Annotated in this window: 21 protein-coding genes and 1 tRNA gene; 5 read left to right on the forward strand and 17 right to left on the reverse strand. The window is 62.5% G+C overall.

Annotated features, from left to right (window positions below; translation table 11 throughout):
- Positions 1–10 precede the first annotated feature (10 nt).
- The 7 genes from QZ471_RS05215 to QZ471_RS05245 all read right to left on the reverse strand — a co-directional run bounded on the left by QZ471_RS05215 (position 11) and on the right by QZ471_RS05245 (position 6,082).
- A complete protein-coding gene (locus QZ471_RS05215; RefSeq protein WP_295461494.1) occupies positions 11–754 on the reverse strand; it encodes a flagellar basal body rod protein FlgF in 744 nt (247 codons plus the stop codon).
- A 170-nt stretch (positions 755–924) separates the two neighbouring features.
- On the reverse strand, positions 925–2,448 hold the full coding sequence (locus QZ471_RS05220) for a flagellar hook protein FlgE (RefSeq protein WP_295461495.1): 1,524 nt from the start codon (positions 2,446–2,448) through the stop codon (positions 925–927).
- 26 nt (positions 2,449–2,474) lie between these two features.
- Entirely contained in the window at positions 2,475–3,185 is a 711-nt protein-coding gene (flgD, locus tag QZ471_RS05225; RefSeq protein WP_295461497.1) for a flagellar hook assembly protein FlgD, read from the reverse strand.
- A gap of 12 nt (positions 3,186–3,197) precedes the next feature.
- Positions 3,198–3,635, reverse strand: coding sequence for a flagellar basal body rod protein FlgC (flgC, locus tag QZ471_RS05230; RefSeq protein ID WP_295461499.1), 438 nt, complete (start codon positions 3,633–3,635; stop codon positions 3,198–3,200).
- Between the two features lie 2 nt (positions 3,636–3,637).
- Positions 3,638–4,060 carry a flagellar basal body rod protein FlgB gene (flgB, locus tag QZ471_RS05235; protein ID WP_295461501.1) on the reverse strand — a complete coding sequence of 141 codons (423 nt, stop codon included), beginning with the start codon at positions 4,058–4,060 and terminating at the stop codon, positions 3,638–3,640.
- 219 nt (positions 4,061–4,279) lie between these two features.
- A complete protein-coding gene (cheR, locus tag QZ471_RS05240; RefSeq protein WP_295461502.1) occupies positions 4,280–5,107 on the reverse strand; it encodes a protein-glutamate O-methyltransferase CheR in 828 nt (275 codons plus the stop codon).
- 42 nt (positions 5,108–5,149) lie between these two features.
- Positions 5,150–6,082 carry a chemotaxis protein CheV gene (locus QZ471_RS05245; protein ID WP_295461504.1) on the reverse strand — a complete coding sequence of 311 codons (933 nt, stop codon included), beginning with the start codon at positions 6,080–6,082 and terminating at the stop codon, positions 5,150–5,152.
- 67 nt (positions 6,083–6,149) lie between these two features.
- On the opposite strand from QZ471_RS05245, the gene flgA reads away from it, so the two are divergent.
- The 4 genes from flgA (at position 6,150) to QZ471_RS05265 (ending at position 8,731) form a co-directional block, all read left to right on the forward strand.
- On the forward strand, positions 6,150–6,908 hold the full coding sequence (gene flgA, locus QZ471_RS05250) for a flagellar basal body P-ring formation chaperone FlgA (RefSeq protein WP_295461506.1): 759 nt from the start codon (positions 6,150–6,152) through the stop codon (positions 6,906–6,908).
- Between the two features lie 161 nt (positions 6,909–7,069).
- A complete protein-coding gene (flgM, locus tag QZ471_RS05255) occupies positions 7,070–7,378 on the forward strand; it encodes a flagellar biosynthesis anti-sigma factor FlgM (RefSeq protein WP_295461508.1) in 309 nt (102 codons plus the stop codon).
- 61 nt (positions 7,379–7,439) lie between these two features.
- Positions 7,440–7,907, forward strand: a complete 468-nt coding sequence (flgN, locus tag QZ471_RS05260) for a flagellar export chaperone FlgN (RefSeq protein ID WP_295461509.1) — start codon at positions 7,440–7,442, stop codon at positions 7,905–7,907.
- 89 nt (positions 7,908–7,996) lie between these two features.
- On the forward strand, positions 7,997–8,731 hold the full coding sequence (locus QZ471_RS05265; RefSeq protein ID WP_295461511.1) for a flagellar brake protein: 735 nt from the start codon (positions 7,997–7,999) through the stop codon (positions 8,729–8,731).
- A gap of 35 nt (positions 8,732–8,766) precedes the next feature.
- Here the strand turns inward: QZ471_RS05265 and QZ471_RS05270 are convergent, their stop codons facing one another.
- From QZ471_RS05270 to QZ471_RS05310, 9 genes are all read right to left on the reverse strand, one after another.
- Positions 8,767–10,125 carry an MFS transporter gene (locus QZ471_RS05270; protein WP_295461512.1) on the reverse strand — a complete coding sequence of 453 codons (1,359 nt, stop codon included), beginning with the start codon at positions 10,123–10,125 and terminating at the stop codon, positions 8,767–8,769.
- A 44-nt stretch (positions 10,126–10,169) separates the two neighbouring features.
- The gene (locus QZ471_RS05275) at positions 10,170–11,018 is read right to left on the reverse strand and encodes a glycosyltransferase family 2 protein (RefSeq protein ID WP_295461513.1); all 849 of its coding nucleotides are present in this window, start codon (positions 11,016–11,018) and stop codon (positions 10,170–10,172) included.
- Between the two features lie 13 nt (positions 11,019–11,031).
- On the reverse strand, positions 11,032–11,388 hold the full coding sequence (locus QZ471_RS05280; protein ID WP_295461515.1) for an SMR family transporter: 357 nt from the start codon (positions 11,386–11,388) through the stop codon (positions 11,032–11,034).
- Positions 11,385–12,218 carry a sugar phosphate isomerase/epimerase family protein gene (locus QZ471_RS05285; protein ID WP_295461517.1) on the reverse strand — a complete coding sequence of 278 codons (834 nt, stop codon included), beginning with the start codon at positions 12,216–12,218 and terminating at the stop codon, positions 11,385–11,387. The genes QZ471_RS05280 and QZ471_RS05285 overlap by 4 nt, the downstream gene beginning before the upstream one ends.
- Positions 12,218–13,006: a pyridine nucleotide transhydrogenase gene (locus QZ471_RS05290; RefSeq protein WP_295461519.1), complete on the reverse strand. Its 789-nt coding sequence runs from the start codon at positions 13,004–13,006 to the stop codon at positions 12,218–12,220. Before QZ471_RS05290 ends, QZ471_RS05285 begins: the two co-directional genes overlap by 1 nt.
- Before the next feature lie 5 nt (positions 13,007–13,011).
- The gene (locus QZ471_RS05295; RefSeq protein WP_295461521.1) at positions 13,012–14,643 is read right to left on the reverse strand and encodes a hypothetical protein; all 1,632 of its coding nucleotides are present in this window, start codon (positions 14,641–14,643) and stop codon (positions 13,012–13,014) included.
- Positions 14,624–15,730 carry an FAD-dependent oxidoreductase gene (locus tag QZ471_RS05300; protein ID WP_295461522.1) on the reverse strand — a complete coding sequence of 369 codons (1,107 nt, stop codon included), beginning with the start codon at positions 15,728–15,730 and terminating at the stop codon, positions 14,624–14,626. The genes QZ471_RS05295 and QZ471_RS05300 overlap by 20 nt, the downstream gene beginning before the upstream one ends.
- An 8-nt stretch (positions 15,731–15,738) precedes the next feature.
- Complete coding sequence (locus QZ471_RS05305; RefSeq protein WP_295461523.1) at positions 15,739–16,758, reverse strand: glycosyltransferase; 1,020 nt, start codon at positions 16,756–16,758, stop codon at positions 15,739–15,741.
- Positions 16,759–17,002: 244 nt separating this feature from the next.
- Positions 17,003–17,079, reverse strand: a tRNA-Arg gene (locus tag QZ471_RS05310).
- Positions 17,080–17,338: 259 nt separating this feature from the next.
- Between QZ471_RS05310 and QZ471_RS05315 the strand changes: the two genes are divergently transcribed.
- Positions 17,339–17,653, forward strand: coding sequence for an Arc family DNA-binding protein (locus QZ471_RS05315; RefSeq protein ID WP_295461524.1), 315 nt, complete (start codon positions 17,339–17,341; stop codon positions 17,651–17,653).
- Positions 17,654–17,705: 52 nt separating this feature from the next.
- Here QZ471_RS05315 and mgtE read toward each other — a convergent pair whose 3' ends face one another.
- Positions 17,706–19,142 (reverse strand): magnesium transporter, encoded by a 1,437-nt coding sequence (gene mgtE / locus QZ471_RS05320; protein WP_295462173.1) that lies wholly within the window; start codon positions 19,140–19,142, stop codon positions 17,706–17,708.
- Positions 19,143–19,163 lie beyond the last annotated feature (21 nt).

Here is a 19,163-nt window from a genome sequence, read left to right on the forward strand (position 1 = left end):
CTAGCCGTTATCAGGAGAATTGCAAAACCTTTGCCATGGCCGCGTCGTTGTCTTCCGCGCTGCGCATCATCTTCACTTGCAGCTCGAACTGGCGGGATAGCGACAGGATCGAGGTCATCTCCTCGGCCGCATTGACGTTGCTCGACTCGACGAAGCCGGACACCAGGGAGACGTTGGCATCCATGGGCGGGGCGGCCTGCCCCTGCTTCATGTGCAACAGGCCATCGAGGCCCTTTTCCATCTGCTTGGTATCGGGATTGACCAGCTTGATCCGGTCGACCTGGGCCAGGGCGTTGGCCGCCTGGCCCGAGCCGCGGATGGTGATGCTGCCGTCCTGGCCGATCTCCACCTTGGAGGCCGGCGGCACGGCGATGGGACCGCCATTGCCGAGCACCGGCAAACCATTGCCGGTGCGCAGCATGCCGAGGGCATCGATCTGCAGGCTGGAGGTACGCACATAGGCCTCCTTGCCTGAGGGATCCTGGACCGCGACGAAGCCCGGTCCCTGGACGGCCACGTCCAGGTCACGCCCGGTTTCCTGCAGCGCACCAGGGGTGAAGTCCGTCGCCGGTCGCTCGCTCATGGAATAGACGCGCGACGGCATGGTCTCGCCGAACACCTGCATCGAGCGCGCCTGCTCAAGGTCCTTGCGAAATCCCGAGGTCGAGACGTTGGCCAGGTTGTTGGCGTGGGCGCGCTGGGCCATCTCGTTCTGGCTGGCGCCGGTCATGGCGACGTACAGCAGCTTGTCCATCTGATCCTCCGACGGCGGCAGATTGCCGCCAAAACGTGCGTTCGGAGGTTCTTTAGCAAGCGCCGTTCCAGAAAACCAAAACCCTTCTGAAACAGTCACTTGAAAAAGAAAAAGCCTCCCGAGGGAGGCTTTTTCCGGCGGCTGGTCACGCCGCCGTCAGAGAAACGACATCAACGCAGGTTGATGATCGTCTGGGTGATGGCGTTCTCGGTCTCGATGGTCTTGGCGTTCGCCTGATAGTTGCGCTGCGCCACGATCATGTCGACCAGCTCGGTGGAGATGTCCACGTTGGACGCTTCCAGTGCCCCGGACTGCAGGGCACCGAGGGTGCCGGCGCGCGGCGTCCCCACCACTGGCTGGCCGGATTCCGCGGACTCGGTCCAGGAGGTCTTGCCCATGGGAGTCAGGCCCTGAACGTTGGCGAAGTTGGCCAGCACCACCTGCCCCTGCACCTTGGACTGACCGTTGGTATAGCGGGCGAAGATCTGGCCGGTGTCATCGATCTCCAGACCCGACAGCTGGCCGGTGGTATAGCCGTCCTGGTTGACGCTGTTCACCGCGAAGGCGGTGGAAAATTGCGTCGAGCCGCGCGGATCGAAGGTGAAGCCGCCGGTATTGCCGAGGGCGCCGTTCCAACTGTAATTGGCGGGATTGTTGCCGTCGGATACCGCCGGAATCCAGCCGCTGCCGCTGGAGCCGGTAGGGTCGGTGGCGAAGGTGATGATATTGGTGGCCGGATCGACGGTGACCCCCGCCGACGAGGACGTCACGGTGCTCAGCTTGCCGGACGCATCGAAGGTCACGCCGAAGCTCTGCGGCTGGGTGCCATAGGCGGCCACTGCCGCCGCCACCGAAGCCGGGGTAGCACCGGTCGCAGCCGCGGCGTTGTTGGCGATGGCCTTCACCTGGGGCGTCGCCCCGGCCATGTTGTTCACCGCGGTGGCGACGCTGTTCGCCGTGGCACCAGCAGCCGCCGCCGCAGTGTTGGCGGTCTTGGTGGCGATACCGGGATCCAGCGGGTTGCGGCCGTCGATCAGCACCTGCATCGACCACTGGTTAGTTGCGGGCGCCGGCGCCTTGATGAAGTACTGCGACATGACATGGGAGTTGCCCTGACTGTCGTAGATGTTCAGCGAGGTCGAGGAGTTGTAGGTCTTCGGATCCGAGGGATCGAAGGGTGTCAGCGTCGGCGGCGTGCTGGTCGAATTCAGGTTGAACGCCTGGGAGATCTGGGTGGTGGACTTGGGCGCCTGGCTGGCGGTCTCGATGCGCAGATCGCTACGCACGCCGGGCTGCAGCAGGCCCTGGGCGTTGGTGGTATAGCCCTGCAGTCGATAGCCGTTGTTGTCGACGATATAGCCGTTCTTGTCGGTGCCGAAGTAACCCGCACGGGTGTACTGGATCGCACCGTTGTTGCTGGTCATGAAGAAGCCGTTGCCGTTGACCCCCATGTCCAGGGCGTTCTGGGTGTAGTCGATGGTGCCCTGGTTGAACAGTTGGCCGACGTTACCGAGCAGCACGCCGCTGCCCTGGGCATTCTTGCCGGTCCCCAGCACCGAGGCGGCGTAGAGATCCTGGAACTCCGCCCGCGACTGCTTGAAGCCGACGGTACTGGCGTTGGCGATGTTGTTGCCGGTGATGTTGAGGTCACTGGACGCGGCCTTGATGCCGCTCAAACCGATATTGAAAGACATGCTGGATTCCTCTCTCGCGCCGCGCCTTACTGGCCGACCGCCTGGACTTTGGAGATGCCGATACTGCCGACGCCGGCAAGATTGAGCGTCATTTCCCCGCCGTTCTGTCCAAGCGTGACGCTGTCGACATTGGCGGGCAGGCTGGTTTTCATGGCCTCGGTCTTGCCGTCGATGCTGGCCTGGGCCTCGAAGCGATAGGTCCCGGCGCCGAGCTTGTTGCCGTTGGCATCGGTGCCATCCCAGGTGAAATTCACCAGGCCACTGGTCTGCTGGCCGAGGTTGATCCGATTCACCTGGCTACCCGCGGTGTCGTAGACGTTGACCCAGACGTTGGAACTCGACGCCGTCAGATTCATCGCGCCCTTGAAGTCCGCACTGGTATCCACCTTCACCTTGTCGGTATCGACGATCACCTTGCGGCCGACCAGGGTCGAGGCCTGCAACGCCTGGGACGACTGGCTGCCGGACAGAATCGAACTGACGCTGGTGTTGAGGTTGGTGATGCCCTCGACGGTACTGAATTGCGCCAGCTGCGCGATGAACTCGCCATTGCCCTGGGGCTCCAGCGGATTCTGGTTGTTCATCTGGGCGACCATCAGCTTGAGGAACTCGTCCTTGCCGAGCTGGTTGGTCTTCTTGGTCGTACTGGCACTGCTGTCGCCGGTGGTACTCGTCTTGTTGATCGAGTACTGGTCGAGCACCGACTGGGCGGTTGAATTGGTAGTGCTGATGGCCATGGCGCCGGTTCCTTACTGACCGAGGGTCAGTACCTTCTGCATCATCTGTTTGGCGGTATTCATCATTTCCGCATTGGTCTGGAAGGCACGGCTGGCCGAGATCATGTCCGCCATCTCCTCCACCACGTTCACGTTCGGGTAGTAGACGTAGCCGTCCTTGTCCGCCATGGGATGATTGGGCTCGTAGCGCTTCTGCACTTCGCTCGGGTCCTCGACGATCCCCTTCACCTCCACCCCGACCCCGGCCTGGCCCTGATCGTCGAACAGCGAGGCGCCACCCTGGGCGGCGTTGAGCTGGGTGGCGAACACCGGGTGCCGCGCCTTGTAGGTCTGGTCGACGCTGGAGGAGACGGAATCGGCATTGGCCATGTTGCTGGCCACGGTATTGAGGCGAACGTTCTGGGCGCTCATCCCGCTACCGGCGATGTTGAACAGCGAACTCAGGGACATGGCTATTCTCCGCGCAGGGCCGACATCAGCCCCTTGAACTTGCTATTGAGCAGGGTGAAGCTGGCCTGGAAGTTCATGGCGTTCTCGGCGTAGTTGGCCTGCTCCACCTGGGCATCCACGGTGTTCTGGTCCACCGAGGGCTGGGTCGGGATGCGGTACTTCAGCGCGGCATCACCCATGCCCATATCGAAACCCTCGGCGGCGATATGACGGCTGTTGGTGGTTTCCAGCTGATAGTGGCCGGAGGCGCCAGACGCCCCCTTGGCGGCCTGCTCCGCCAGCACCGCACTGAAATCCAGATCCCGTGCCTTGTAGCCGGGGGTATCGGCGTTGGCGATGTTGTTGCCCAACACCTCGGCGCGCTGCGAACGGAAGTTCAGCGCCTGCTCGTGCAACCCGAGTGCCTTATCGAAACTGATGCTCATGTCGAGAGACCTTTGACGTGGCTTGCCTAAGATTTAGCAAGCCCCGTGCCAGACTCTCTAACCCTTCCAGATCAAGGGTTTACGCCGATGCGGCAGGAAGGAGGACGGCAAGCGGCAAGGTTTTTCCGCCGTCTTTGCCGGTGCGGACGAAGTGGGCGGCAAAACTTTGGCGCAAAAGAAAGGCAGACCGAAGTCTGCCTTGTCATCCCCTGGACCGACTCACTTGGCCTTATAGATGATGCCCGGATTGCACTGCACCATCTGGTAGAGATCCGGCAGTCCATTGAGCGCTTCGGACGCGCCGAGAAACAGATAGCCACCCGGCTTGAGGGTGCCGTGGATACGCGTGAGGATGTCCTTCTTCACGTCGGCGGAGAAGTAGATCAGCACGTTGCGGCAGAACACCATATCGAACTTGCCGAGACTGGCGTAACTGTCGAGCAGGTTCAGCGCGCGGAATTCGATGCGGCTGCGGATCGCCGGCTTGACCGCCCAGCGCCCCGGCTGGAGGACGTCGAAATAACGCTGCAATCGCTCCTGGGAAAGCCCTCGACCGATGGCCAGCGAATCGTACTCGCCCGACTTGGCCGCAGTGAGGATGGCGCCCGACAGATCGGTCGCCACGATCTGCATGCCCCCGCGCCCCTGCCCCGCGGCACTGCGCTCGAACTCATCCATGGTCATGGACAGCGAATAGGGCTCCTGCCCGGAGGAACAGGCCGCCGACCAGACGCGCAGGCGCTGGCCGAAGGTGTTCTTGGTCAGTTCCGGCAGCAGACGGTTCTTCAGCACCTCGAAGGGGTAGGTATCGCGGAACCAGAGGGTTTCGTTGGTCGTCATCGCATCGATGACCTTCTCCCGCAGACCACCGCGGGGTTGCATCTGGATGCGCTGGACCAACTCAGACAACGTCTTGATTCCCTCGGTCTCCATCAGCTTGTTCAGCCGACTGGAGACCAGGTACTGCTTGTTGTCGCCGAGCAGGATCCCGCTGGATTTCTCGAGGAAATCGCGAAAAAGCACAAAATCCGCGTTGACTGCTGACACTGCCGCTCCGCCTTCTGGGTACCGGAATAAAGACGCCTTCACCTAGTGACTGTCGACCGCATTGATGCGCTCGACCACGCGGGAGGCGAGATCATCGGGGCGGAACTTGGCCAGGAAGTCGTCCGCTCCGACCTTCTTGACCATCGCCTGGTTGAAGACACCGGACAAGGAGGTATGCAGCAGTATATGCACTTTCTGCATCCGCGAATCATGACGGATTTCCGCCGTGAGGGTGTAGCCATCCATTTCCGGCATCTCGATGTCGGAAATGATCATCAGCAATTCGTCTTCCGGACGCTTGCCCTCGCCGACCATTGTCTGCAGATAGTTCAGCGCCTGCCGGCCATCGTTGAGCGCTATGACCTCCACGCCGACGGTTTCCAGGCAGCGGCTCACCTGCTTGCGCGCCACCGAAGAGTCGTCGACGATCAGCACCCGCTTGGTGACCGCCTTGGCCTGCACCACCTCGCTGATCACGCCAGCCGAGACGGTTTCCACGGACGGAGCCACCTCGGAGAGGATCTTCTCCACATCGATGATCTCGACCAGTTGGTTGTCGACCCGGGTCACCGCGGTCAGGTAATGGTCCCGACCGGTGCCCTTGGGCGGCGGGTTGATGCCTTCCCAGTTCATGTTCACGATCCGTTCCACCGAACGCACCAGGAAACCCTGCACCTTGGTGTTGTATTCGGTGATGATCACGAAGCAGTTGTTGATGTCTTCCAGTCCACGACGACCGGTGGCCATGGCCAGGTCGATGATCGGAAAGGTGCCGCCGCGGATACTGGCCACGCCCCGTACGACCGGACTCGATTTCGGCATCACGGTGAGTTTGGGGCACTGCAGCACCTCCTTCACCTTGAAGACGTTGATGCCGTAGAGCTGCGAGCCATCCAGGCGGAACAGCAGCAGTTCAAGGCGGTTCTGGCCCACCAGTTGGGTACGTTGGTTGACGGCGTCCAATACACCAGCCATTTGGCGACTCCTCTCGTTGCCGCGAGCCGGTCGGAAAACTCGGCACAGGGCTTGCTTAGGTTAAATCATGAAGACCGAAGCGACGTGTTTCCGACCTATGAAAACCTTCAGCCGTTGGGCAGCGAATCTCTTGTTGATCCTGGCATGCCTGGGCGGAAAGGCCTTTGCAGAAGACGACTACACCTCATCTGACGAACTTATCGGCGCTGTCGAAAGTTTTCTTGAGGAACGTGTACAGGAATATTTGCTGGAAGCGGGTTTCAACGCCCGCCACGAAAATCAGATCAATGCCCTGGACCCACGGCTGCGCCTCGCGGCCTGTGACAAACCCCTGACGCTGTCACAACAGGGTGCCCCCACACCGGTGGGGCGAATCAACATCAAGGTTCGCTGCGAAGGCAGCAGCCCCTGGACGGTATTCGTGCCGGTACAGGTGAAGCTATACCGTCCCGTGGTGGTCGCCGTCCAGCCATTGTTACGGGGAGCGGTGCTGGACGACCAGAATGTGGCGCTAATGGAACGGGATGTCGGGATTCTGACCCAAGGCTATCTCACCAGTCTGGAGCAGGTGGTAGGCACCCAGCTCAAGCGCCAGGTGGTCAACAATCAGGTGCTCGCGCCAGCCTTCCTCGAGCAGCCCGAGCTGATCCGCAAGGGTGAACAGGTGGTCATCAATGCGCGCAGCGCCTCCTTCAGCATACGCATGCAGGGCGAGGCCCTGACTGATGGCGCCAAGGACGAAGAGATCCGCGTGCGCAACCTTAGCTCGAACCGGGTGATCCGGGGACGCGTCGTCGATCAAGGTCAGGTGGAGGTAGCGCTTTAGTCACAGAGCCAAAAGGAGTACCTTGGAGCGTCCGCACCCTGAACCTCTGCGTAACATCCTGTCGAAGGATGTGAACCGTCGCACAGGTCTATGGCTAAAGTTTCGGTCTATCACGCCGATAAGCCGGGTATGCGAACGAGACTACACGAGGATTTTCACTCATGGCTCTAGATATCAACCGCCTGAATCCGTCCTCCACTTCCGGTTTGGGCGGCAGCAAGGCTGCAAGCAACAAGGAAGCGGCTCCGGCTCAGAGCAGCGATGTCAAGGCTACCACCAGCACCGCCTCCGGCGAGTCGGTCAGCTTGAGCGCCCAGGCCCAGCAGCTGAGTTCCCTGACGGCAGGGCTCAAGGATTTGCCGGTGGTCGACAGTGACAAGGTCAGCCGCCTGAAACAGGCCATCGCCGATGGCTCCTACAAGGTCGACAGCCAGAAGGTGGCCGACAAACTGCTGGCGTTCGAGTCCTGACGCCCGGTTGCGGCATGGCCTTCCTGACGATCGCGACTCACGTTCCAAGGGAAAACGCGCCATGCCCAATGCCACCTTGCTCGAGATCACCCGCCACGACATCGACCTGAGCGAGCAGCTGCTGATCCTGATCGACCAGGAATTCCAGGCCCTCTCCGAGCGCCAGCTCGATGCCCTGGAAGCCCTGCTGGGCAGCAAGCAGGTCCTGCTCAAGCAGCTCGATCAGCACGCCCAGTACCGTACCCTGCTGCTTCGCCACCATGGTCTCCAGGCCGATCTGCAGGGGCTGCGCGCCTATGCCGCCACCCAATCCGATGGCCCGGAGCTGCTGGCCGCGTCGAGCCAACTCGCGCAACTCATGGAACAGTGCAAGACCCGCAACGCGCGCAACGGCCAGGTGATCCAGGCCAACCGCTTCGTGGTGGGCAAGCTGCTCAACGTCCTGCAGGGCACCTCGGCACCCGCGCTGTACAACAGCCGCGGCAGCCAAACCGGCGGCGGCTACCAGCGACCGCTGAGTTCGGCCTGACGACCGTCGTTCGTCTGCCACTGCGTTTTAGCTGCATTGCTGGCGGGTAGCCATTATCCTTGCGTACCGCCACTTACAGGAGTTCCCAGGTGCAAGGCTCTTCCGTCAGCGACAACGCGCCCCAGCCGCCCCAGGTGTACCGCTCCATGGGAGAGATCCTGATGTGCCTGCGCCCGGCCGTCGAACAGCATCTCCCCTTGCGTATCACCTTCGGCCAACAGGGTCCGCAATTCCAGAGCTTCATCGTCCAGCTCGACGAAGCCAAGGGGCTGATCGCCCTGGACGAATTCGTCCCCAACGATGGCGAGCGACTGCTGGAGCAAGGCCTGCCCTTCCTGGTGGACAGCTTCCACGACGGCATCAAGGTGACCTGGCGTAGCGAGCAGCCCGCACGCCGGGGAGAACTCAATGCCACCCGCTGCTATTGGATCGCCCTGCCCAGCGAGCTCACCTACCACCAGCGGCGCAATGCCTACCGCGTCAAGCTACTGCTCAATCGTCCGGCGAAGGCCAAGTTGCTCCAGGGCGGTGATCAACTGCAACTCCAGGGGCAACTGATCGACCTGTCGGCCACCGGCTGCAAGCTACGCTTCCCCGGTAACGTCACCCACCTGCTACAACCTGGCCAATTGGTCCAGCGCTTCACCGCCGAGCTGCCCATCGGGACCATCGACGCCGCAGTAAACATCCGTCATGTCGCTTGCCTTAATCGCCTGGAGTATAGCGACGTGGGCGTCAGCTTCTACAATCTCAGTGGCGCGGCCCAGCGGCAGATCGAGCGCTTCGTCTATCAGCTGCAGCGGGAAAATCGCCGCTTCGAATGACAGCGGCGCGCCCGGTCGACCCGGGCGCAGCGCGATCACGACCTCGCCGGCTTGGGTGGCGTCTCGTCACTTCCCTCTTCCGTCCCGGTGGGCACAGCCGCCTCTTCCACTGCCGCTTCCGTCACCATCGGTTCACCTTGCATCTGCTCCTGCACCACCTGGGTGTCGACCCGCGGATCCAGGGCGGCGACCAGGGGCGAGCTGGTGGAGCCCTCGGGCATGGGCACGTGGTTCAGCGGTGCCTCGTCCACCAGATGCTTGCCAGTGACGGCATCGGGCCGGATGCGCCAGATGAGAATGCCGCCGCAGAGTACGACGAAGACATAGAGCATGTTCGGGCCGACCAGATTCATCAAAGCGCCCACCACCAGCGGACCGATACAGGCACCCAAGCCAAAGGTCACCAGCAACATGGCGCTCAGGGATACCCGCCGCTCGCCCTCGATATGGTCGTTGGACAGGGCCACCGCCAGCGGGTAGAGCACGAATTGCAGCAGGCTGGCGATCAGGCCCAGCGGCAGCAGCACCACCGGCGGGACATGGGGCAGCACCGCCAGCGGCAGGGCCGCCACGGTGAGGGCAATGGCGACCACCCGGATCAGCCAGCTGCGATCATGACGATCCGACAGCCAGCCAATCGGCCACTGGGCGATCAGACCGGCGAAGATGCAGCAGGCCATGAACAGACCGATGCGCTCGGTCGGCAGGCCCTGGGCGCTGGCATAGAGCGGTGCCAGGCCGTAGAAGGCCCCGATCACCAGCCCGGCGACCAGGGTGGTGGTCAGGGACTGGGGAATGCGCCGAATGAAGAAGGCCGGCTCCAACGGCGCCGGTTTGAGCGGCGCCGGGTGGATCTTGCCGGTCACGGCCACCGGCACCAGGCACAGGGCGTAGCAGATGGCGACCAGCATCAACTTGTCGACGCCGAGATCGGGCGAGGCCACCAGCACCAGCTGGCCCAGCGCGAGGCCGAGGTAGGAGGCGGTCATGTAGCCGGAGAACACCTTGCCCCGCTCACCGGGGCCGGCCTGCTCGTTCAGCCAGCTCTCCAGCACCATGTACTGGCACATCATGCCCATGCCGATGAGGATCCTGAGCGCAACCCAGACCGGCAACCAGGGCAGCAGGCCGATGCCGAGCACCGCGGCCCCCGCGACCCCGGCGCAGGTGACATAGGCACGAATATGACCGACCTTGGCGATCAGTCGGTGTCCCAGCTTGCCGCCGATCACCAGCCCCAGGTAATAGGCCGCGGTCAGGGCACCGACCCAGACTCCTTGCACCTGCTCCGCGGCCAAGCGCAGCCCCAGGTAGGTGCTCAAGAGACCAGTCCCGATCAACATCAACAGCGTCGCGAAATAGAGTCCACGAAACGCCGACAGCACACGCCCCATCACCTACTCCATCGTCTCGTTCGCACCAGGCGAGCGCGACGGGATCAGCTTCGTCGTTGCGCCGCCATCTGGGCATCCGCGCCCAGGCGTGGATTGTACTGGCCCGCACAGGCCTTCATCAGTACCTGTAGCACCGAGAGATTACCTCTCACGCTGCTGATCTTGGTCGGTACCTCGCCCTTCGGATAGCGGCGCACGGTGGGGAGTTCCACACAGCGGTAACCCAATTTCGGCACGCGATAGGACAGATAGGCGAGCAGCTCGTAGGTGGTGAATTCGTCGCGGAACGGCGCGACCCGCGGATCCAGCAGCATGGCCCGACTGTAGGCGCGAAAACCCTGGGTAGTATCGGTCCAGTGGAAACCCGAGGCCAGGCTGAGCATGGGTGCATGGATAAAGCGAATGGCGAAGTCGCGGGACTTGGGGGTGTTCTCCGCCACGCCACCGGCGAGAAAGCGTGAGGCCTGGACGAAATCGTAGCCCTGTTCGATGGCCTCGATGAAGCGTGGGATGGCATCGGGATCGTCCTTGTCGTTGCCATCGATGGTGACGATGCCGGTGTAGCCCTCGTCGAGCACGAAGGCATAGGCGCAGCGCAACTGGGCGCTGAGCTTGCCGGGTGCCGTCTTCACCAGCAGCCCGCGCACGCCCAGCTCCTGCAGGCGCTGGGGCTCCAGCGAGCCATCGGTGCTGCCACCATCGACGATGATGACATCGGCGATGGCGGCGATGTCTATTGCCGCCATGCGCCGCAAGAGATTGAGGATACGTTCGCCTTCGTTGATGACCGGAATCACCACGCAATGCGGGCGGCTACGGCCGTTCCAGAAAGTCGTCTGGTAGCTGGGTACCTGCCAGAGGGCACGCTCGGCGGCGGAAATTTGAGTAGTCATGAATCCTCCAGGGTCAACCGACACGGGCCGTGATGAGCGCCACACCGGCGATGATCAGCACGATCCCCGCCGCCGTGGTCCAGGGAAAGGCTTCGCGGAAGATCACCACCGACAGCAGGGCGACGCTGGCGATGGCCCCGGCGGTGAGAACCGGGTGCGCGACGTTGAGGGGCAGCTTGGCCAGAGCGGCGGCATAGAGCAGGAAGGCCAGGCCATACATGAACAGGCCCAGCCAGAAGGGCCAGTTGGCCAGCGCGGCCAGGGGATCGCTCAGACTGGGAAAGCGCCGCGGCGGCAGCATGGCCATCTTCACCAGTACGCTGGCGGAGGCGTTCGACGCGATGCCGAGAATCAGGATCAGCCACTTCATGCGGCGGTCTCCGGCAGATCGCGGTAGGCGCGGATCGCCACCTGTACCCCACGCTCCAGCGCCGCCAGATTGGAGCCCTGCTTGGCCGGCAGCATCTCGATACTGACGACCTGCTCCGGCAGGCGCCGGGTCAGGGCGAAGGCGATGCCATCGTGGTTGGTTCCGCCCTCCCCCAGGGTCACCAGGTCAGGCTCGCTGGCATGGACATGGCCGATCAGTTCGGCGTGCTCTTCCAGCACCCGGGCGGCATCTTCCTCGTTGATGGTCAGGGCGCCGGTATCCAGCTGCATGCGGATCGCCGGGTGATCCACCGCCCGCACCACGGCAGCGGTGGAGTCGCTATCGATCATGAAATTGGCGCCATAGCGCGGCGGATTGGGCTCCAGGCAGATCAGCACGCCGCGGGCCGCGGCTACCTCACCCAGACGCCGGAAGAAGTCGCTGGCCTGCGCCAACGCCTGTTCGTCGCTCAGACCGGAGCGATCCCGGTTGCGTGGCGAGCCGAACACCAGGCGCGTGGCGCCAAGGCCTTCGGCGACCCGGCAGACACCCTCCAGGTGAGCGAGCAGCGCCTGCTGGACGTCAGCGTCGCCGAACACGTTCAGCCCCGAGGTACCGAACAGCAGCGCCTGCATGCCGGTGATCTCGATGCCCCGGGCCTGCCACGCCAGTCGTACCTGCTGGATCTCCTGGGCGGTCGCCGTCTTGGGATCGGCGAAATACTTGCCGGGCGCGATGTCGATGGCGTCAACCCGGTATTGCTGCAGGATCTCCGCGACCATGGCGTCGTCGGCGGTCTCCCAGGCGATGTTGGAAATGGCGACGCGCATCACTGGCCCTCCGCCTTGATCACCGGCGGTTCCGACTGCGCATAGGCGCGGACCGCCAGCAGGGTGTCACGGGCGCTGTACTGGTAGCCATCGCGACCACCGAACACTTCCGCATGGACACTGCGGAAGTCGTAGCGCGCCGGCGTCCCCTCCAGAGTGTTGTCGAATTCCCGACCGAATCCCTGGCTGGCGATGTGCGCCACGCTGATGGGTTCGGCGGTCAGGTGGACGAGTTCCAGGCCGGCCGCCTGGGCGGTCTGGATGTCGTAGCCGAGGTTGACCATGGGATAGAACTGGAACACGCCGCGGCTTTCCACTGCCTGCAGGTTGTTGTCGTTGAGCAGGTCGTAGATCACGTTCTTGCGCAGCCCCGGGCCGACCAGACCCGGCAGGCGCACGATCAGAGCGCTGGCGAAGTGCTCGCGCACGAACTGTTCGAGGCGATAGCGGTTGGCGCCATAGGCATGCAGGCCCTCTTCATCCACCGGGGTGGTTTCGTCCACCCCGAGCGGACGCTTGAAGACGTCCACGGTACTGATCAGCACGAAGGAATCGCACTGGATGCGCGAGAGGTGGGCGATCAAGCCATCGATCTTCTGCCGATCCGCCTCGGGATCACGGTTGGCGATCCACTTCTGCGCGGGCGCACCGGCGCAGATGACCTGGCCATAAGGCTGGTCGCCGATCTGATCGATATTGGTGGAGCGAAACAGCGCACCGAAGGCCTTCTGCTTGAGCAGAGTCGACCCCACGAAGCCGCTGTACCCTATCAACGCGTCGGTCTTCATGTTGCTCACCCCTTGGTCTTGAATCTCAGGCAATAGTCCGGTTGGCACTCCTCGACGGGATAACGCTCGTCCAGGTAGGCCTTGAGTCGTGGAAACTTGTCGTGCATGGACAGGTTGTTCAGGTTGAACGACCAGAAGGTCGTGGAATACACCACCGCCGGCGGATCGGCCCGCTGCAGATCACTGAGCAGATCCGCCTCGTAGGGCGGCGTGGCGTAGACCGGATAGATGTACTTGGTGCAGGCCGGCAAATCCGTCACACCATTGATCACGCCATTGTTGGCGAGGTCGAACACACACTGGGCGCCGCTGTCCAGCAACCGCTGCGCGGCCCACTGCACCCCGGGCGTCGCCAGCGCCGCATCGTCCGGCATGGCGGCCAGTTCGGGGACCCAGGCGAGCCCCTGCGCCCAGACCCGCTCGACCGGCGACTTGTAGAGATTGAACGCCGCCAGCAGCAGTACCAGGGCCGCCAGCGCCGGCACCAGCAGACGTCGGGTGAAGGCCAGCAGCGCCACGACCAGCAGCACGGCGAAGAAAGGTGACGGATTCAGCCCCACCAGCCCGAGCAGCACCGCTGCCGCGACGAAGGCGTAGGCGGCACGTGGATGGGCGGAGAGATCCCACCCGCCATTGCGTGCCAGGCGCTGACGGCGCGCCGCATAGAGCAGGCTCAGCAACGGCACCCAGAAGCCCATCTGGATGTGCTGGAAGTCCGCGCGATTCACCCCGATCTTGAAGAAGATCGCCAGTAGCACCGCCAGCGCCCCGATCAGCGGTAGGTCCTCGTTCCAGCGCCACGGCCACGGCAGGCAGCGGATCAGGGCGAAGGCCGCGAGGGCCGTGGGAACCGCCAACAGCAGACTCAGGGCGACCGGTCGGGCACTCAGGCCGTAGCCCCACTGCGACGAGGTTTCGAGCAGGAAGGTCAGATTCTTCACATAGTCGGTCAAGGCGAAGAAATCGGTTCCAAAGCCGAGCCAGGCGACGGTCGCGCCGAAGGTCAGGATCGACAGCAGGTGGCGCCGCTGCAACAGCAGGGTCAGCACCACTGCGGAGCCGATCGCCAATACACCAGCGATACCGCGATCATAGGACCAGAACAGGTTGAAGCCGGCCGCCAGGCCCAGCAGCAATTCGCAGACCAGTCGCGCCGTGGGGGTTTCCACCTTGCGGTGCAGGCAGAACAGGAACAGCGACAGCAGCAGGAAGAGATCGCGGTAGCCCACCACCTGGGTGGCCAACGCCCCGACGGCGACCAGCAGGATCAGCCGGCCGCGGCCGTTCGGCAGCGGACAGAGCAACAGCGCCGTCCCCCAGAGCAGCAAGGCCGCCGCGGTATTGCACAGGCCATAGAGAAGCTGCGTTACCAGGAAGGTATGCTGGGGCCCGAACCAGCTCTGTGCCAGCCACACCGGCACGAAGTCCAGCCCGCCATGGATGGTGAAGGCGTGGGCGCCCGGCTGGCTGTGCAGCAGGGTCGGCAAGGTGGCGAAGTACTCGCCCTGATGGAAGGGGTCGAGAATGATGCCCTTGCCGAACAGGAAGAAATTGATGACGGAAAAGACCAGAACGGTGATGAAACCGGCAACGCTGGACGCCCCCCTGGGCGCCGCTTCAGTGGAAGGGTTCCGCATCGAGGCGCTCCAAGGCATCGAAAATGTTGTCGATCTTGCCGCCCAGCATCGAATAACAGCCGGGCAATTGCGGATGCTGCTCGAAGAGAATGGGACGACCATCGTCCCCCTCGTTCTTCATCAGGATGGTCTTCACCTCGAAGAGCGAATCGCGGTACTCCACCCGCGCCACGTCCGCCATGTAGCGCGACACGTCACGCACCATCCAGTCGACCCGGGAGGCACGATCGTAGTCGTCGAGCAGCCCGTAGGGATCCGTGCCGTTGACATCCTCCCAGTTCAGGTGCGGCGTATAGCGCACGTGGGACAGGGTATGCAGGCCTCGCGCAGGAAAGGGCATCATCGAAAAGAAGGGGCCGTCCATCACGGTGACGCCGAGATTGCGCAACTCCGGCGGCATCTGCACCAGCGCCATCTCGGTGATCTCGTGTCTTAGGCGAGTGGCGGTGCCGGGGAAGTCACCGCCGTACTGGTTGAGGCCGCTGTAGGTGCAGTTGAACAGATAGCGACCGTGCCGCTCCTGCTGGGCCCCGCCCTTCCCCACCACCTCGACCCTCAGACCATCGGCCGCGCCATGGATGGCGGTGACTCGGCTGTCGAACAGCAGCTCGACACCGGCGGCCTCGAGTTCACGCCCCACTTCGGCAGCGAGGATGGCCGAGTTGAAGGCATATTCCTCAGTCAGATACACGGCTTCTATGAGGCGGTCGTCGAAGAGCCGAGAGAACTCTTCCGGCGCCGGCTGCAGCGACGCCTCGATACCCTGGCAGAAGCGTTCGAACTGCTTGGCAGTCACCTTGGAGTTGTTGCGAGCGATGGCGTACAACTTGGTGAAGTCCTTCACCACGACATCGGGATAGTCCTGCAGAAAGCGCGGTAAGTTGACCCGGCTGCGAAAGGCCGTGACGAAACTTCGTGGATAGTGGTAACCGTTATGGACCCGTGCCTGATTGTGATAAGAAGCACGCTTCAACAAACCCTGCTCGCGTTCGATCAAGGTGACTTTGGCGAAGCCTCTTACGCGCATCAGATACAGGGCCGTCATGGCCCCATAAAATCCGCCCCCTATGACGATCGCGTCTTTCATGATCGTCCTCAGGCCACGCCGGTCTGGGTGATAGGTCTCGCGCTACCGCCCTGCACTACTTCCACATTGAGCTTGTCCCGACGCGTCATGACCGCGCTGGTGAACTCCTGGGCCACGTGATAGAGCGGACCTTCATTGGCTCTGTGGGTCAATTGCAGGACATATTCGCCCAAGACCAGCAATACCAGCGATATAAGAAAGAACATACCCGACTGCTGTAACGAAATCGTCACCCAACCCGGTGCCACGTCATCCTTGAACAAGCCAATGGCGATCACGTACACGGAATAGAGCAGGTTCGACAAGGCGCCGACGATGGACAGAAAGCTGACCATCCGCATCGGCTTGCGCGTGGACGACACCAGCAACCGCGCGCCCCGGTCGAAACTGCCGGACAGTCGCTTGGGCCGAACATTGCGCGGCGGCGCGCTGTATTCCAGGTTGCTACGGGAGAAGCCCGCGGTGGCAGGCAGGTGACGATAGGTCAGCGCTGGCGCCGGATGACGCAGGATGTAGTTGATGACCTTCTTGCTGAGCATGCGGTACTGGGGCGCATCCTTGGCGAGATCGACCCCATTGAATCTCTTGTAGAGGCTGTTGAAGCCCTTGGCACAGAGGCTGTAGGAGAGTGTCTGCCGAACTTTCTGCTGGTTGTTGGCGAAGACCACGTCGGTCCCCTCGGCGGCCCGACTCAGCATGTCGGGCAGGAAGCCGATGTCATCCGTTTCGGGATCTATAACTACCGCGAAGTCACCCAGAGCATTCTCCAGGCCTACCCAGGCAGCGGTATCGGAGTCCACTTCCTTGGTGAGGGCGTATACCTGGAGATTGGGAAGTCCATCAACACTGGTCAGTTGCTTTAATCGAGCTACGCTGTCATCAGCGGACGCGTTATCGACGATGATAAGTTCGTAGTCACTTACCAGAGGACCGACGACAGCCGCAGCACGCTCCAAGGCGCCCTGCAGCTCAGTTGCCTGATTACGAACGACGAACACGACTGAAAGTAGGACGGGATAAAAGGCCATGACGCGAACCTCCAGAGGCGTTCCAGATTCATGCAATGCAGACGATTAGCCATCGGAGAGTACAGATAAATTCGTCAGGTTTTATTCTGCTGCGCTACGCTGTGACCATAGCCACAAATCGTTATCTGGAGAGCCTGGAAGTCAGACAGTGTCGCTGTTTTTATCCTATGCTGCCGAACTGCTGTAACGGTTCGGCAAAGCGATAGGGATGGCAGGAAGCCAAGAAGAAGAATGGCAAGGAATCTGGTGTCCCAGAGTGGGGTCGAACCACCAACCTTCCCCTTAGGAGGGGGATGCTCTATCCAATTGAGCTACTGGGACAGGAAAGGGCGACATGGTAGCGATCACCAGACGGTTTGTCATGCCTCCGCTGATGCCGGAAAGGCTCGCCAGAACGTGGGCCACCCTGCCGTTCACTCTTATAGTTTTGCAATTTCGGCAGCACGTCGGTAAATTGACGTCAATAAAAACAGTTACCTAGGGAAAGGTGTTCTTTAGCGTCCCAGGTGCCCGTGCGTGCTAGCGGAACGAACGAGGGCTCACGCCTTCACTGATTTTTGACTCCAGATGAAGTACCTCAATGACCCAGGCCATTAGATCCTACTCAAGCCGTACCGCTGACAAATTCGTCGTGCGCCTGCCCGAGGGCATGCGAGAGCGCATCGCGGATGTGGCCCGCAACCATCACCGCAGCATGAACTCCGAGATCATCGCGCGTCTCGAGCAGAGCCTGCAGCAGGAGGGCGCCCTGGGCGACGACCCAGGCTTACGCCTGGACAGCCCGGAAATCAATGCCAACGAGCGGGAGCTGCTGCAGCGCTTTCGCCAGCTGTCCGGCCGACAGCAAAACGCGCTGATTTCCCTCATCGCCCACGATATCGACGCCGCCTCCTAGGGTCGCCCAGGCTGCCCTGCCCCGGGCAGCCTCTTGCCTTAGCCTGCCCTGACTACATCAGGAACAGGGTGGCGAGCCCCAGGAAGATGAAGAAGCCACCGCTGTCGGTCACCGCGGTGATCAGCACGCTGGACCCCATTGCCGGATCGCGACCGAAGCGCTGCAGGGTCATGGGAATGAGCACACCCATGAAGGCGGCAAGCAGCAGATTCAGGGTCATGGCCCCCATCATCACCAGCCCCAGCGACCAGCTGCTGTAGAGATAGAAGGCCACCAGGCCGATCACTCCCCCCCAGATCACCCCATTGCACAGTGCCACGCCCATTTCCTTGCGCAGCAGGCGCGCGGTGCTGGTCACGTTGATCTGCCCCAGAGCCATGGCCCTGACGATCATGGTGATGGCCTGGTTGCCCGAATTGCCACCGATCCCAGCCACGATGGGCATGAGCGCGGCCAGGGCCACCAGTTTCTCGATCGAGCCTTCAAACAGACCGATCACCCGCGAGGCGATGAAAGCGGTGATTAGATTGGTAGCCAACCAGGTCCAGCGGTTGCCCACCGATTTCCACACCGAGGCGAAGACGTCTTCGTCTTCACGCAGACCGGCCATGTTGAGGACTTCGCTCTCGCTTTCCTCGCGGATCAGGTCGACCATCTCGTCGATGGTGAGACGACCGATCAGCTTGCCGTTCTTGTCCACCACGGGCGCCGAGACCAGGTCATAGCGCTCGAAGGCCTGGGCGGCGTCGTAAGCATCCCCATCGGGATGGAAGGCGACCGCCTCCTTGGCCATCACCTCGGCCACCAGCTTTTCCGGGTCGTTGACCAGCAGACGCTTGATCGGCAGCACGCCCTTGAGGATGCTGTCGGTATCGATGACGAAGAGCTTGTCGGTGTGGTCCGGCAGCTCCTTGAGCCGCCGCAGATAGCGCAGTACCACCTCCAGGGCGACGTCGTCGCGGATGGTCACCATCTCGAAGTCCATCAGGGCACCGACCTGGTCCTCTTCGTAGGACAGGGCGGAACGCACCCGCTCGCGCTGCTGGGCATCCAGGGCTTCCATGAGTTCATGGACCACATCGCGCGGCAGATCGGGCGCCAGATCGGCGAGCTCGTCGGCATCCAGCTGGCCGGCCACGGCAAGGATCTCCTGATCGTCCATGTCGGCGATCAGGGTTTCGCGCACGGCATCCGAGACTTCCAGCAGGATTTCGCCATCGCGCTCGGTCTTGACCAGCCCCCAGACGGTCAGGCGGTCTTCCTGCGGCAGGGCTTCCAGGATGAAGGCGACGTCGGCCGGGTGCAGCTCGTCCAGCCGTGCACGCAGCTCTTCGAGGCCTTCTTCGGGAATATCGGCGGGGGAGACGGGGCCGCGGCCCTGGTCTTCACGCGCCTCGACGGCGAGGTCGTAGCGCTCCAGTAACTCGACGACCTGGGCGAGCCGCTCTTGCAGCGTCTCGTGGGGCTTTCTGATCTCTGCTTCGTTCACTACGGTCATAGCGCACTCCGG

Source organism: uncultured Pseudomonas sp. (genome assembly GCF_913774235.1).
Classification (GTDB): domain Bacteria; phylum Pseudomonadota; class Gammaproteobacteria; order Pseudomonadales; family Pseudomonadaceae; genus Chryseomonas.

Bases quoted from the DNA above. Each gene is read 5' to 3' on its own strand.
- QZ471_RS05285 (WP_295461517.1), bottom strand. From the start codon at position 12,218: ATGCGCGTCGCCATTTCCAACATCGCCTGGGAGACCGCCGACGACGCC.
- QZ471_RS05280 (WP_295461515.1), bottom strand. From the start codon at position 11,388: ATGAAGTGGCTGATCCTGATTCTCGGCATCGCGTCGAACGCCTCCGCC.
- flgA (WP_295461506.1), top strand. From the start codon at position 6,150: ATGAAGACCGAAGCGACGTGTTTCCGACCTATGAAAACCTTCAGCCGT.
- flgC (WP_295461499.1), bottom strand. From the start codon at position 3,635: ATGTCCCTGAGTTCGCTGTTCAACATCGCCGGTAGCGGGATGAGCGCC.
- QZ471_RS05315 (WP_295461524.1), top strand. From the start codon at position 17,339: ATGACCCAGGCCATTAGATCCTACTCAAGCCGTACCGCTGACAAATTC.
- QZ471_RS05300 (WP_295461522.1), bottom strand. From the start codon at position 15,730: ATGAAAGACGCGATCGTCATAGGGGGCGGATTTTATGGGGCCATGACG.
- QZ471_RS05295 (WP_295461521.1), bottom strand. From the start codon at position 14,643: ATGCGGAACCCTTCCACTGAAGCGGCGCCCAGGGGGGCGTCCAGCGTT.
- QZ471_RS05305 (WP_295461523.1), bottom strand. From the start codon at position 16,758: ATGGCCTTTTATCCCGTCCTACTTTCAGTCGTGTTCGTCGTTCGTAAT.
- QZ471_RS05245 (WP_295461504.1), bottom strand. From the start codon at position 6,082: ATGGCTGGTGTATTGGACGCCGTCAACCAACGTACCCAACTGGTGGGC.
- QZ471_RS05220 (WP_295461495.1), bottom strand. From the start codon at position 2,448: ATGTCTTTCAATATCGGTTTGAGCGGCATCAAGGCCGCGTCCAGTGAC.
- QZ471_RS05215 (WP_295461494.1), bottom strand. From the start codon at position 754: ATGGACAAGCTGCTGTACGTCGCCATGACCGGCGCCAGCCAGAACGAG.
- flgN (WP_295461509.1), top strand. From the start codon at position 7,440: ATGCCCAATGCCACCTTGCTCGAGATCACCCGCCACGACATCGACCTG.
- QZ471_RS05275 (WP_295461513.1), bottom strand. From the start codon at position 11,018: ATGACTACTCAAATTTCCGCCGCCGAGCGTGCCCTCTGGCAGGTACCC.
- QZ471_RS05290 (WP_295461519.1), bottom strand. From the start codon at position 13,006: ATGAAGACCGACGCGTTGATAGGGTACAGCGGCTTCGTGGGGTCGACT.
- flgM (WP_295461508.1), top strand. From the start codon at position 7,070: ATGGCTCTAGATATCAACCGCCTGAATCCGTCCTCCACTTCCGGTTTG.
- QZ471_RS05270 (WP_295461512.1), bottom strand. From the start codon at position 10,125: ATGGGGCGTGTGCTGTCGGCGTTTCGTGGACTCTATTTCGCGACGCTG.
- flgB (WP_295461501.1), bottom strand. From the start codon at position 4,060: ATGAGCATCAGTTTCGATAAGGCACTCGGGTTGCACGAGCAGGCGCTG.
- flgD (WP_295461497.1), bottom strand. From the start codon at position 3,185: ATGGCCATCAGCACTACCAATTCAACCGCCCAGTCGGTGCTCGACCAG.